Origin of the sequence: Sphingomonas sp. ID0503 (assembly GCF_048565625.1) — a bacterium.
Lineage (GTDB): Bacteria > Pseudomonadota > Alphaproteobacteria > Sphingomonadales > Sphingomonadaceae > JBLZUR01.
The window spans coordinates 40,687-54,174 of record NZ_JBLZUR010000002.1; the positions used below are offsets into that span (position 1 = coordinate 40,687).

At 68.3% G+C, this 13,488-nt stretch carries 7 protein-coding genes, 1 tRNA gene and 1 pseudogene; 2 read left to right on the forward strand and 7 right to left on the reverse strand.

Translation table 11 applies throughout. From position 1 onward, the window contains the following. Nucleotides 1-211 precede the first annotated feature (211 nt). Nucleotides 212-1,201, forward strand: a complete 990-nt coding sequence (locus ACM608_RS01205; RefSeq protein ID WP_419681121.1) for a GGDEF domain-containing protein — start codon at nt 212-214, stop codon at nt 1,199-1,201. Between the two features lie 99 nt (nt 1,202-1,300). Here ACM608_RS01205 and ACM608_RS01210 read toward each other — a convergent pair whose 3' ends face one another. The 6 genes from ACM608_RS01210 to ACM608_RS01235 form a co-directional block, all read right to left on the reverse strand. Beyond that, nucleotides 1,301-1,567, reverse strand: a complete 267-nt coding sequence (locus tag ACM608_RS01210) for a LysR family transcriptional regulator (RefSeq protein WP_419681123.1) — start codon at nt 1,565-1,567, stop codon at nt 1,301-1,303. A gap of 51 nt (nt 1,568-1,618) precedes the next feature. After that, the gene (locus ACM608_RS01215; RefSeq protein WP_419681125.1) at nt 1,619-2,152 is read right to left on the reverse strand and encodes a YcnI family protein; all 534 of its coding nucleotides are present in this window, start codon (nt 2,150-2,152) and stop codon (nt 1,619-1,621) included. A 2-nt stretch (nt 2,153-2,154) separates the two neighbouring features. Continuing rightward, complete coding sequence (locus tag ACM608_RS01220) at nt 2,155-3,729, reverse strand: peptide chain release factor 3 (RefSeq protein ID WP_419681127.1); 1,575 nt, start codon at nt 3,727-3,729, stop codon at nt 2,155-2,157. Nucleotides 3,730-3,781: 52 nt separating this feature from the next. Then, nucleotides 3,782-4,786 (reverse strand): ATP-dependent DNA ligase, encoded by a 1,005-nt coding sequence (locus tag ACM608_RS01225; RefSeq protein ID WP_419681129.1) that lies wholly within the window; start codon nt 4,784-4,786, stop codon nt 3,782-3,784. A gap of 1 nt (nt 4,787) precedes the next feature. After that, a complete protein-coding gene (locus ACM608_RS01230) occupies nt 4,788-9,377 on the reverse strand; it encodes an NAD-glutamate dehydrogenase (RefSeq protein ID WP_419685056.1) in 4,590 nt (1,529 codons plus the stop codon). Between the two features lie 121 nt (nt 9,378-9,498). Further along, nucleotides 9,499-10,809 carry a hypothetical protein gene (locus ACM608_RS01235; RefSeq protein WP_419681130.1) on the reverse strand — a complete coding sequence of 437 codons (1,311 nt, stop codon included), beginning with the start codon at nt 10,807-10,809 and terminating at the stop codon, nt 9,499-9,501. Nucleotides 10,810-10,943: 134 nt separating this feature from the next. Here ACM608_RS01235 and ACM608_RS01240 point away from each other — a divergent pair. Then, nucleotides 10,944-11,019: transfer RNA gene (locus ACM608_RS01240), tRNA-Thr, on the forward strand. A gap of 132 nt (nt 11,020-11,151) precedes the next feature. Here the strand turns inward: ACM608_RS01240 and clpA are convergent. Continuing rightward, nucleotides 11,152-13,465, reverse strand: a pseudogene (gene clpA / locus ACM608_RS01245) (ATP-dependent Clp protease ATP-binding subunit ClpA). Nucleotides 13,466-13,488 lie beyond the last annotated feature (23 nt).

A 13,488-nucleotide genomic window follows, 5' to 3' on the forward strand; every position in this document is an offset into this window, starting at 1 on the left:
TCATAAGGTTCGGAGCGCGACTGTCAACAAAGGTGATCCGTTCCGGCGTCAACCGTCCGTTAGGGCCGATGTGGGATGTTCTCCGTGATCGAGGGGGGTCAGGACGCAAATGGAACACTTCACACCGCCCGCAGAGGCCGCAGCACCGCCGCCCGGGATGTTCAGCAGGATCGCGCGACGCCTGGGGGGGCAGCGCCCGGCCGGGATGTTGATGGAAGAGGTGGAGCCGTCCACCGTCGGGGGCTGGTGGGAGAGCGTGATCGACGAGGATCGCGCCGCTGCCTTCCTGCGCTGGAACAACCTGCCGCAGACGAGCGCCAATGAAGAGCTTGCCGGCGCGCTGCTGTCGCTCCGTCCCCAGCCGGGCAAGGATCGCACCGAGGCGGCAGCGGCCGAGGCGCAGGCGCTGACCTCGCTGGTGGCGCGAACCTGCGATACCCTGGGTTCGGTCTCCACGGTGATGAACAAGACCGGGGCGGCGGTGCGTGCCTATGGCGACGCGCTGGAGACCGAAGCGGCGGCGATCGAGGACGGGAGCGATCCGGAGGCGGTGCTGCGCGCCTTCGTCGGCCTGACCCGCGCGATGATCGCCCGCAGCCTCGCCGCGCAGGAAGAATTGCAGGCGATGCGCGACGAGATCCACACGCTTCAGGCCAACCTGATCGAAGCGCGGACCAATGCCCGCCACGACGTGCTGACCGCGCTTCCCAACCGCCGCGCGATCGAAGAGGCGCTGGAGGCGAGCATCGCGCGCGCCGCTGAGATCGGCCAGGAGGTCGTGCTGGCGCTTTGCGACATCGATCATTTCAAGCAGATCAACGACCGTCATGGCCACAATGTCGGCGACCGTATGTTGCGGCTGGTGGCGGATCGGCTGGCCGAGGCGGCGGGGCCGGACTGCTTCGTCGGCCGGCATGGCGGCGAGGAGTTCCTGCTGCTGTTCGAGGGCGTGCCGCTGCCGCGCGCCCTGGCCCGCATCGATGCGCTGCGCGAGGATCTTGCCCGCCGCAACCTGCGCAACCGGGAGAACGACCAGCCGATCGGCCGCGTGACCTTCTCCGCCGGGCTGGCGGCGCTTGCGCCCGACGAGGGCCGCGAGGCCTTCGTGGCGCGCGCCGACACTGCGCTGTACCGAGCCAAGGGCAATGGCCGGAACCGCGTTGAGGTCGATGACTCGCCGCCTCCGGCGTCGCGAAGCTGACCGGCCAAGTTGCGTAAGTTGCGGCTCGTGAGCAGGATTTGTTCGCTTGCGGCAGCGACGCAGCGGTAACGCGGCACCGAAGCGGCGGCCACGCGCCACTCACGCGGCAGTGTGGTGGCCGGGTGCCACACCGGCGAAGGGATCGGCCAGCCGCCGGGCGTGAAGAGCAAGCGCCCGATCCCAGCTGATGTCGAAGACCGTGCCGGCAAGGCGGCGGCGCAAACGCTGGGCCGAGGATCGCGACATGCCGGCCGCGCGAGACGCCGCGCCGACGCAGCCGGTCTCGACCAAAGTGAGGATGAAGAGGCGCTGCTTGGCCGGCGTCCAGCGGGTGCGCGCAGGCGGTGGGGTGATCGAATCGCTCATCCACGAGGATGAACCAGAAATTCGGCGTGTAGGACAGCGCCGCGCGCGTCCTTAGTGGGCGTGGTCCATGTGGTCTGCCGCCTGCAGGATCAACATGGGGGCGGGCATCTTCGTGGCGCCCCAGCTTTCCGGGGCGGCGGGCAGGTTGACCCAGTCGTTCGAACCGGTGGTGCAGGCCTGCCGGGTCGGGAAGTAGAGCGGGCCGGCTTTTGCGGGCAGCTTCATCATGATGCCAAACTGGTCGAACTGGTCGGGCGGCAGCGTGCCCGTCCAGGTGATCGCCGCGACGCGATCCCGGATAACCGCGCCACCTTCCGAGGTGATCGGGGTGCCAAGCGGCGCGCGATCGACCTTCAGGGTCCAGCCGGGCTTCGGCTGCGGCCGGGCGGAGACCACGCCTTCGGGGATCTCGACCCGCACGGAGACGGTCGCCGCATCGCCGCAGCCATGGCTGAGGCGCAGGAAGCCCGCGTAGTAGCCGCTCGCTTTCGCCTGCGGTTCGGCGAAGACGATGTGCGCCTGTGCGGCGGGGGCGGCGGCAATCACCGAGAGTGCGAGAAAGGCGCGCATCATCGGGTCCTTCATGCTCACACCCGCTCCTTCGTCGCGGTGAAGCGGATGTTGGGGAAGCGGCCGGCGACGTAGTTCAGTTCCCAGGCGTCCTTCGCCATGAAGACGGGGGCGCCGTCGCGATCCTCGGCAAGGGCGCTGCGGTGCTGTTCGAGAAAGGGCTTCATGTCGGCGTCGCTGCCGGCGATCCAGCGGGCGGTGTCCCAGGGTGACGGCTCGAAGCTGGCGTCCACCTTGTATTCGGCCTGGAGCCGGCTGATCAGCACGTCGAGCTGGAGCTGGCCGACGACGCCGACGATCCATTGCGAGCCGATCGAGGGGTGGAAGACCTGGGTCACGCCCTCCTCCGCCATGTCGTTGAGGGCGTTCCTGAGCTGCTTGGTCTTGGTCGGATCGCCGAGCTTGATGCGGCGGAGGATTTCGGGCGCGAAGTTGGGCAGGCCGGTGAAGCGGACGTCGGCCTTTTCGGACAGCGTATCGCCGACGCGGAGCGTGCCGTGATTGGGAATGCCGATGATGTCGCCGGGGAACGCCTCGTCCGCGATCTCGCGATCCTGCGCGAAGAAGAGGATGGGGGAGTGGACGGCGATCGGCTTGCCGGTGCCCGACGGCGTCAGCTTCATGCCGCGTTTAAAGCGGCCCGAGCAGAGCCGCATGAAGGCGATGCGATCGCGGTGCTGCGGGTCCATGTTGGCTTGCACCTTGAAGATGAAGCCGGTGACCTCGCTGCTGTCGGGGGCGACGGGGGCGGGTTCCGCCGGCTGCGGGCGCGGCGGGGGGGCGTGCTGGGCGAGCGCGTCGATCAACTCGCCGACGCCGAAGCGCTTGAGGGCGGAGCCGAAGTAGACGGGGGTTAGGTCGCCGTGGCGATAGGCGGCAAGATCGAAGCTGGCATAGCCGCCCTGCGCGAGTTCCGCCTCCTCCTGCAGACGCGCGAGGCCTTCGGCGGAGAGGAGGTCGGCGAGCTTCGGGTCGTGCAGGCCGGTGAACTCCGTCGAACTGCCGTCGAATTCCTTGCTGGGGCCGCTGGGCTGCATCAGGCGGTTGGTGGCGAAATCGTAGATCCCCTCGAACTCGCCGCCCATGCCGACCGGCCAGCTCATCGGGCAGACGTCGAGCGCGAGCTTGTCGGCAACCTCGTCCAGGAGCGCGAAAGGATCGCGGCCCTCACGATCGACCTTGTTGACGAAGGTGATGATGGGAACGGAGCGGAGGCGGCAGACCTCGAACAGCTTCAGGGTCTGCGGCTCGATACCCTTGGCGGCGTCGATCACCATGACCGCGGAATCGACGGCGGTGAGGGTACGGTAGGTGTCCTCGCTGAAATCCTCGTGGCCCGGCGTGTCGAGGAGGTTGAAGGTGATGCCGTCGCGCTCAAACGTCATCACCGAGGAGGTGACGGAGATGCCGCGCTGCTGCTCGATCTTCATCCAGTCGGATCGGGCGCGCCGGTTCGCGCCGCGTGCCTTGACCTCGCCGGCGAGATGGATCGCGCCGCCGAAGAGGAGGAGCTTCTCGGTCAGCGTGGTCTTGCCGGCGTCGGGATGGGAGATGATCGCGAAGGTGCGGCGCGGGGGAAGCGGGGCAGTCATGCGCGACCCGTTAGCGGGTGGGGCGGCGGCGCGCCACTGGGGGAGGATGAGGTTATAGGAGCGCCTTCAGCTCCGCCGGGCGGAGTTCGTGGATCAGCTGGTCGAAGCGGCATTGGGCCGGGGCCTTGTCGGGGCGCCAGCGCAGGAGGCGCGTGCCGTGGCGAAAGCGGCGGGCGGTGACCTGATCGTAGAGGACCTCGACCACCAGTTCGGGGCGAAGCGGCTCCCACTCGTTTTCGCGACCCTGATTCCAGCGGCTGGGGCCGCCGGGTGCCTTGCCGTCGAAGCCGGGCGGGGCGATCAGGGCTTCGAGCTTCTTGGTGAGCGCGGCGCGGTTCTTGGCGGCGATGCCGGAGCAGAAGCCGACATGATCGAGGCGGCCTTCTTCATTGTAGAGGCCGAGGAGGAGGGAGGCGACCTGGCCGCCCTCTTTGGCACGGCGGAAGCCGCCGACGACGCAATCGGCGCTGCGATGCGTCTTGACCTTGAGCATCGCGCGTTCGCCCCAGCGATAGGGTTCGTCGAGGCGCTTGGCGACGACGCCGTCGAGCGCGCCGCCGGATTTGGCGAGCCAGGCTTGCGCCTCTTCGATCGAGCGGGTGGCCGGGGAGAGGAGGAGCGCGGGGCGGCCTTCGCGGGCGTGGAAGCGTTCCAGGGCGGCGCGGCGGTCGGACAGAGGCTGTTTGGTGAGGTCTTCGCTACCGAGGCTCAGGCAATCGAAGAGCATGAGCTGAGCGGGCGTTTCGCGTGACAGCCGTTCGATGCGGGAGGCGGCGGGATGGAGCCTCTGCTGGAGCGCGTCGAAGGAGAGGGTGTCGCCGATCGGCAGGATCAGCTCGCCGTCCAGCGTGACATCGCCGTTGATCGCGGAGACGAGCGCCACGACCTCCGGAAAGTAGCGGGCGAGCGGCTTTCCGGACTTGGACATGATCGCGACGTCGCCGCCCGCCTTGGTGACGATCGCGCGAAAGCCGTCCCATTTCGGCTCGTACTGCCAGCCCTCGCCGGCCGGCAGCTCCTCGACCAGCTTGGCCTCCATGGGGAGGAGGGCGGCCATGTCAGCGGCCGAGGAGGACGCGAGCCTGGCTGGCGATCTGGGCGAGCATCGCGGGGCTGGGCGTGCTGGCGTTCTGGGCGCGGGCGATCAGCGCGCGGAACTGCGCGACGCGGGGTTCCTGCGCCTGCAGCCAGCGATCGACGGAGGCACCCGGATCGGCGTCTCCGGCCCGCGTGAGGAAATCGAGGCGGAGCTGTTCGAAATCGCGGGTGAGGCCGGCGGCGAGGAGCCGCTCCCAGGGATCGGTCGGCTGCAGGCGGAGTGCGGCCGCCTTGGCCCAGTCGAGGCCGAGCGCTTCGCCGAGCTTCACATAGGCCTGGGTGGCGGAGACCTCGTCGGTGCCGATGCGGCCGGCGAGCGTCGCGGTGCCGATCGCGCCATCCATCTCGGCCAGATGAACGATGCGGTCGATCAGCGCCTGATCCGCGCCGCTGCCCTCGATCGCCTGGCGGAGCAGGGCGGAGATGCGGCGAGCCTCTTCCTTCAGCAGGTCTTCGCGCGCGCGGGAGACGCGATCGACGCCGGACGCCATCTGTTTGGCGACATCGCCCGGCAGCGCATCGGCGGGCCAGACGCGGAGGAGGTCGGCGATGTGGAGGCGGACAACGCCGGCCGTAATGCCGAGCAGGTTGATGCGCGCCGGCTCCGCGATGTTCGCCGCGTCGAGATCGCGCCAGAGACTGTCGAGATCGAAGATCTGGCTGGCCGCGAGATAAGCGGCGGCGACCTGCGCGATGGCCACGCCCTCATCCTCCGCCAGCTCCATGACGTTGGCGAAGCCGAGGCGGTTGACGACCTTGTTGGCGACCTTTGTGGCGATGATCTGCGGACGCAGGCGGTGGTCGTCGATGGCGGCGCGGAACCGTTCCTGCATCGCGGGCGGGAAGGCGGCGCGGAGGATCGGCTCAAGCGAGGAGTCGGTCGGGACCGGTGAGGCCTCGATCGCGGCCTGGAGCGCGAGCTTGGTGTGGGCGAGGAGGACGGAGAGTTCGGGGCGGGTTAGGCCCTGCCCGTCCTGTCCCCGGCGGAGCAGTTCCTCGGAGGTGGCGAGCCCTTCCACCGCGCGGTCCATGCGGCCGGACGCTTCGAGCGTCTCGATCACGCGGACATGGGTGCGCAGGAGGTCGACGGCACGGCTTTCCGCCACCGACAAGGCAAGAGTCTGGAGGCGGTTGTCCTCAAGTACGATCCGCGCCACGTCATCGGTCATCGAGACGAGGAAGGTGTTGCGGTCGTCTTCCTCAAGGCGACCCTCGATCATCTCGCGGTTGAGCGGGATCTTGATGTTGACCTCGTTATCCGAGCAGTCGACGCCTGCCGAATTGTCGATGAAGTCGGTGTTGATGCGGCCGCCCGCTTCCGCGAACTCGATGCGGCCGGCCTGGGTGGTGGAGAGGTTCGCCCCCTCCCCGATCACCTTGGCGCGGACCTCTCCGCCGTTGACGCGATGCGCGTCGTTCGCGCCGTCGCCGACCTGCGCGTTGGTCTGGCTCGCGCCCTTGATGTAGGTGCCGATGCCGCCGAACCAGAGCAGGTCCACGCGAGCCTTGAGGATCGCGGCGATCAGGGTGGAGGGATCGACCTGATCCTCGGCGAGGTCGAGCATCGCCTTCACCTCGGCCGAGAGCGGGATCGACTTCTGATCGCGTGGGAAGACCCCGCCGCCCGCCGAGATCAGGCTCTTGTCGTAATCGGCCCAGGACGAACGGGGGAGCTTGAACATCCGCTCCCGCTCCGCCCAGCTTTTCGCCGGATCGGGTTCCGGATCGAGGAAGATGTGGCGGTGGTCGAAGGCGGCGACGAGCTTCAGCGACTTCGAAAGCAACATGCCGTTGCCGAACACATCGCCCGACATGTCGCCGCAGCCTGCGACGCGGACGGGGTCGTTCTGCACATCGACGCCCATTTCGGCGAAGTGGCGGGTGACCGAGATCCACGCGCCCTTGGCGGTGATGCCCATCGCCTTGTGGTCGTAACCCTGCGATCCGCCCGAGGCGAAGGCATCGCCCAGCCAGAAGCCGCGTTCGAGCGCGATGGCGTTGGCGACGTCGGAGAAACTGGCGGTGCCCTTGTCGGCGGCAACGACGAAATAAGGATCGTCGCCGTCGCGGATGACGACGCCATCGGGGTGGGTCACCGCGCCGTCGACGATGTTGTCGGTGACCGAGAGGAGCGTGCGGATGAAGACGCGGTAGCTCTCGGTCCCCTCGGCCATCCAGGCGTCGCGGTCTGACGGGGCGGGAAGGCGCTTCGGGTAGAAGCCGCCCTTGGCGCCGGTCGGCACGATGACGGCGTTCTTCACCACCTGCGCCTTCATCAGGCCGAGGATCTCGGTGCGGAAATCGTCGCGCCGGTCGGACCAGCGCAGGCCGCCGCGCGCAACCGGGCCGCCGCGCAGGTGGATGCCCTCGACGCGGGGGGAGTAGACCCAGATCTCGCGCCAGGGGCGCGGCGCGGGCAGGCCGGGGATGGCGGCGCTGTCGAGCTTGAAGGCGAGCGCCTCGTCGGCGGCTGGCGAGAAGGCGTTGGTGCGCAGCGTGGCGAGGATCACCGCGCGGATGCGGCGGAGGATGCGGTCGTCATCGATGGCGGTGACGCGGGTGAGGGCGGCATCGACCGCCTCGGCCGCCTGTTCGCCGTCACTTGCCTGGCTGGGATCATGGCGGGCGAAGAACAGGTCGATCAGGCCGCGTGTCGCCTCCGGCGCGCGGCGGAGCGCACCGACGACGGTTTCGAGGCCATAGGAGAGGCCGGTCTGGCGGAGATAGCGGAACCAGGCGCGGAACAGCACCGTCTCGCGCGGGTCGAGCCCGGCGAGGACAACGAGCTGGTTGAAGACGTCGTTCTCGGCGCGGTGTTCGAGGACGGCGGTGATCGCCCCTTCGATGACATGGGCGCGGGCGAGGACCTCGTCGATCTCGACACCGGTGGCGACCTCAAGTCCGAATTCCTGGATGTGGCCGATGCGGCCTTCGTCGAGAGCGACGGGGGTCTCACCCTGCACCACGAAGCCGAAGTTTTCGAAGACGGGCACCGCCTCCGACAGCGCGATCGAGCCGCCGAGGCGGTAGGTCTTGAGGGCGAGTCCGTCCTTGCCCCTGAAGAGGCGTACGGTGCGCGCGTCTGGCACCGCGAGGGTGTCGAGGAGGAGGATGTCCTGGGCTGCGCTCTCCGCTCCGTGATCCGAGCGGTAGGCGGCGGGGAACGCGTTGGCATAGGCGATGGCGAGGCGGGCGGCGTGGGTGGCGCCGGTTTCGCGCGCGAGCACATCCTCGACGGCGGCGGCCCAGCCGCGCAGCATCGATTCCAGCCGCGCGTCGAGGGGGGCGATGTCGGGGAGGTCGCCGGACACGTCGGCGATGGTGAAGCGGACGAGGGCGAGGTTGCCGTCGCCGAGTTCCACGCGGAAGCCGATCAGGTCACCGCCGGTCGCCTCGGCGATCAGGTTGCCGATGGCGACGCGCCGCTCGGTCGAGAACTCCTCGCGCGGGAGCCAGGCGAAGGCGAGCACCTGCGTGCCGACCGGCGCGCGGAGCAGGAGGAGCTTGGAGCGCGGCCGATCGGCCAGCGACATCGAGGTCAGCACCGCCTCCTCCAGCGCGGAGGCGCGCAGGCCCACGGCGATGTCGTGGGGCAAGGTGGAGAAGGCGTGGCGGAGCGCCTTCCCCGCATGGCTGCGCGGATCGAAGCCGAAGCGATCCTCCATCGCGCGCAGGCGGCTGCGCAGGACGGGGACCTTCTCGGGCGAGCTGGAGAGCGCCTCGCTGGTCCAGAGGCCGGCATGGAGCGAGAGCGCGGTGATCGCCCCGCCCTCGCGGACGGGCAGGATGACGAGGTCGAGCGGCGCGCGGCGGTGGACGGTTGCGATGCAGGACGACTTGATGAGAAGCGGGGCCTCCCCACCCTGTTCGAACCAGGCGAAGGCGGCGGCGCGATCCTCCGCATCCCAGAGGCTGGCATTGCCGGTGCGGAGGAAGCCGAGCGTCTCGCCGGCCGTGCCGTCCCGCGCCTCGATGCGATGGCCGAGCAGGGTCATGTGCCGCTCGGCGAACCAGCGGACGAGGGCGGCGCCCTCCCCGTCGGGAAGCTTCGCCGCCTCCGCCGCCATCACGGCGCGCAGCTTCGGCCAATCTTCGACCGCTGCGCGGACGTCGCCGAGCACGCTCGCGATCTCATCGGCGAGGCGGCGACGGGTGCCGCCATCGGCGCGGTCGGTTTCGAGATAGATGACCGATTCCAGCCGTTCGCCGCCGGCATCGCGATCGGGCAGCGCGGTGAGCGCACCGCCGGCATCGCGGCGGACGGCAAGGATCGGGTGGAGGAGACGGTGGATCGTCAGGTCATAGGCGGCGAATAGGGCGGCGACCGAGTCGACCAGAAACGGCATGTCGTCATTGACCACAGCGACGCGCATCCGCCGCCGCGCGCCCTCGGACGCCATCGCGCCGATTTCAATGCGGGGTGTGCCGGGCGTGCGGGAGGCGAGCGCCCCGGCGACGAACGCCGCTGCCTCGGCGAGCGCGGGACCGCCGAAATCTTCATTGTCACCGGGCAGGGGGCCGGCGCTCAGCGCGTCAAAAATGCGGGACATGACAGCCTTGTCGGCCGTGATCGCTGCGATCTCGTTCAAGGTCCACTCCTGTGGCCGCATCCGGGCGGCGCGTTGCCGGGGCATATGCGCCCGGGCAGGAGTTAGAACAACCGTGTGGCGATCAGGCTGCAGCCTTGCGGAGGGCGCGCTGGGTGAGCGCCGGGTCCGAGATGGGGGCGATGACATCGACTCCACCATCTTCCGAGCGGCGGCCGATCATCAGGACGAACTCCTCCGCGCCATCGATCGCGACCGCGCCGAGTGCCGGCATCCGGAGCAGCGCGGCGCGCACCGCATCCCAGTCGATCTCGGTCGGCGCGGCGTTGCGCAGGCGGCGCTCGGCGGCGACGATCGCCTTCAGGCCGCCCGCCCGCTCGATGAACTGGGTGGCATGGCCGGCGGCGACGTTCTCGCGCCGGGCATGGGCGAGCACCGTCGCGAATTCGGTGAGCCGCGCCTTGTTGTAATCCGCGCCGAAGACGAGCTTGGCGACGGCGGTGAGCGGCGCGCGCGCTTGGACCTTGATGCCGGCATCCTCGATCAGCCGGGCATAGGCATCCGGCTGGCGATCGGCGTCGAGCGCGAAGTCGTAGGCGAGACCAAGGGCGTGATAGAGCGCGGAACGGCTGCGGCCGTCGGCGGCGTCCGCCTCCTTAGCCACATTGCGCGCGGCGGTCAGGCGAGCGGCGAGGCTCGCCTCTTCCGAAACCGGCTCCTCATCGACCTCATCGACTTCGACGAAGGTGAGACCGTCGAGGCCGATCGGATCCTCGACGTCGATGCGTGCGGGTGCCGCCTCGAAATCCAGCCCGCCGGTCGCGTTCGGCCCGTCCGCCCAGAGCGGGGCGGTGCGGGTGAGCGGGGGCAGGCGGCGCAGCGCCTCGTCCATCTGCAGCATCAGCTCGGCGGTCAGCTCGGCATCCGCCAGCTCCTTCCAGTTGATGACGCCGTAGATGAAGTCGATCGTCACGCCGTTGGACGAGAAGGGCATCAGGATGCCGCGGTAGAGGGTGTTCAACCCGCGCTGATTGACGAACTCCGCATCGAAGCCGACAGGCGCGCGGCTGGCGATGATCTGCAGGTAATGGTCGGTCAGGCGCGAAAGGAGCGTGCGACGCGGCACGTCGCCGACTGTCTCGATGCCATCCTCCAGCCCGCATTCCTGGCGGAGCTCCGGCCCGAGATAGCGGATCGCGGGATCGCGGCGGTTGGCGGTGAAGTCGAGGAGGACGCCGTAACGGCTGAACTCGCCCATCCGCGCGGGATCGATGTCCTCGATCGCCGGAAAAGCACGGCCGCGCAGCAGCGAGACCCAATGGTTGTAGGCGCGGACGTGGAGGCGGCGCTCGTCGGTCGACACGGATACGGGCGCATCGATGCCGCAGTCGCCCGCATCCTCCATCGCTACGATATAACCGTTCAGGTCTTCCATGCCTCGGCCTCAATTCTCCCGGTCTTCATGGCGGATGGAGGGTTTAGGAACCGTTACGAAACGGTCGGGCGCGGGCCAGAGAGGCGCTGACCGGCTTGTAATCCCGCCCCCCTGCTGGTAACCGCCGCCACCGTGCCGCTTTAGCTCAGCTGGTAGAGCATCGCATTCGTAATGCGGGGGTCACAGGTTCGAGTCCTGTAAGCGGCACCATCCTCCCAAACGAACTGCGACCAGCCGCCAGGCAGCTTCCGCCGGCGATGTGCTTCTCCGCCGCCGCGTGCGGCGATGGTTCCGGCATAGAAAAGGGCCGGAGCGTTGAGCCCCGGCCCTCGATCTTGCTCGTCAGGCCTTCACGTCCGCTTTCGGCTTCCGCTTCTTGGGGGCCTTGGGCGGGGCGGAGACGATTTCGAAGGCGAGAGCGCTGTCCTTCATGTGGACCTTGACCTCGCCGCCGTGGAGGAGCTTGCCGAAGAGGAGTTCCTCGGCGAGCGGCTGTTTGATCTTCTCCTGGATCAGGCGGCCCATCGGACGCGCGCCGTAGAGCTTGTCGTAGCCGCGCTCGGTGAGCCAGGCCTTCGCCTCCTCGCCCAGACTGATGTGGACCTCGCGATCGGCCAGCTGGAGTTCGAGCTGGAGGATGAACTTCTCCACCACGCGCTCGACGACCTCCGGCGGGAGGTAGCCGAAGGGGACGATCGCATCGAGGCGGTTGCGGAACTCGGGGGTGAAGAGCTTCTTCACCGCCTCCTCCTGCACATCCTCGCGGCTGCTCGCACCGAAGCCGATCGATTCGCGCGCCATGTCGGACGCGCCGGCATTGGTCGTCATGATCAGGATGGTGTTCCTGAAATCGACGGTCTTGCCGTGGTGGTCGGTCAGCTTTCCGTTGTCCATCACCTGCAGCAGGATGTTGAACAGATCCGGATGCGCCTTCTCGATCTCGTCCAGCAGCAGCACGCTGTGCGGATGCTGGTCGACCGCGTCGGTCAAGAGGCCGCCCTGATCGTAGCCGACATAGCCTGGAGGCGCACCGATCAGCCGGCTGACCGAATGCCGTTCCATATATTCCGACATGTCGAAACGCTGGAGCGGAATGCCCATGATCGTGGCGAGCTGACGCGCAACCTCGGTCTTGCCGACGCCGGTCGGGCCGGAGAACAGATAGTTGCCGATCGGCTTGTCGGGATCGCGCAGGCCGGCGCGGCTGAGCTTGATCGCGGAGGACAGCACCTCGATCGCCTGGTTCTGGCCAAAGACGACCCGCTTCAGGTCGGCCTCAAGCGTCGCCAGCGCCTTGGTGTCGTCGGTCGAGACGCTCTTCGGCGGAATGCGCGCCATCGTCGCGATGACCTGCTCGATCTCGCGCGTGGTGATCACCTTCTTCCGCTTCGACGGAACGACCAGCATCTGCATCGCGCCGACCTCATCGATGACGTCGATCGCCTTGTCGGGCAGCTTGCGGTCGTTGATGTAGCGGGCCGACAGCTCGACCGCCGACTTGATCGCGTCGGGGGTGTACTTGACCGAATGATGCTCCTCGAACGCCGAGCGCAGGCCGGAGAGGATCTTGATCGTGTCCTCGACCGTCGGCTCGTTCACGTCGATCTTCTGGAAGCGGCGCAGCAACGCGCGGTCCTTCTCGAAGTGGTTGCGGAACTCCTTGTAGGTGGTCGAGCCGATGCAGCGGATCGTGCCGCCCGAGAGCGCGGGCTTCAGCAGGTTGGACGCGTCCATCGCGCCGCCCGAGGTGGCGCCCGCGCCGATCACCGTGTGGATCTCGTCGATAAAGAGCACCGCATGGGGCAGCTTCTCAAGCTCGGTGACGACCTGCTTCAGCCGCTCCTCGAAATCGCCGCGATAGCGGGTACCGGCGAGGAGCGCGCCCATGTCGAGCGAGTAGATCACTGCTTCGCGCAGCACGTCGGGCACCTGACCCTCGACGATCTTGCGGGCGAGTCCCTCGGCGATCGCCGTCTTGCCGACGCCGGGGTCGCCCACATAGAGTGGGTTGTTCTTCGACCGGCGGCAGAGGATCTGGACGGTGCGGTCGACCTCCGGCCCGCGGCCGATCAGCGGATCGACACGGCCTTCCCTCGCCTTTGCGTTCAGGTCGACGGTGAACTGCTTCAGCGCGCTTTCGCCCTTCTGCTTGCCATCCGCCTTCTGCGTCTTCTCTTCCTCCGCGCCCTTCACCTCACGTGTCTCCGTAGGCTGGGCGCCCTTGCCGACGCCGTGGGAAATGAAGCTGACCGCATCGAGGCGGCTCATGTCCTGCTGCTGCAGGAAATAGACGGCGTAGCTCTCCCGCTCCGAGAAGAGGGCGACGAGGACGTTTGCGCCGGTCACCTCTTCGCGGCCCGAGGACTGGACGTGCAGGATCGCGCGCTGGACGACGCGCTGGAAACCGGAGGTGGGGGAAGGATCGGTGTTCCCGTCGGCCTTCAGCGAGTTCGAGCTCGCTGTCCAGGTAGACGGTAACGGCGTCCTTCAGCTCCGACAGCTCGACGCCGCAGGAGGTCATCACCTTGGCCGCGTGCTCGTCGTCGATCAGCGCGAGGAGGAGGTGTTCCAGCGTCGCATATTCGTGGCGGCGCGAGGATGCGGCCGCCAGCGCGTTGTGCAGCGTCTGTTCCAGCTCGCGGGCGAAAGATGGCATGATCTGTTCTACTCCTTCGGCAC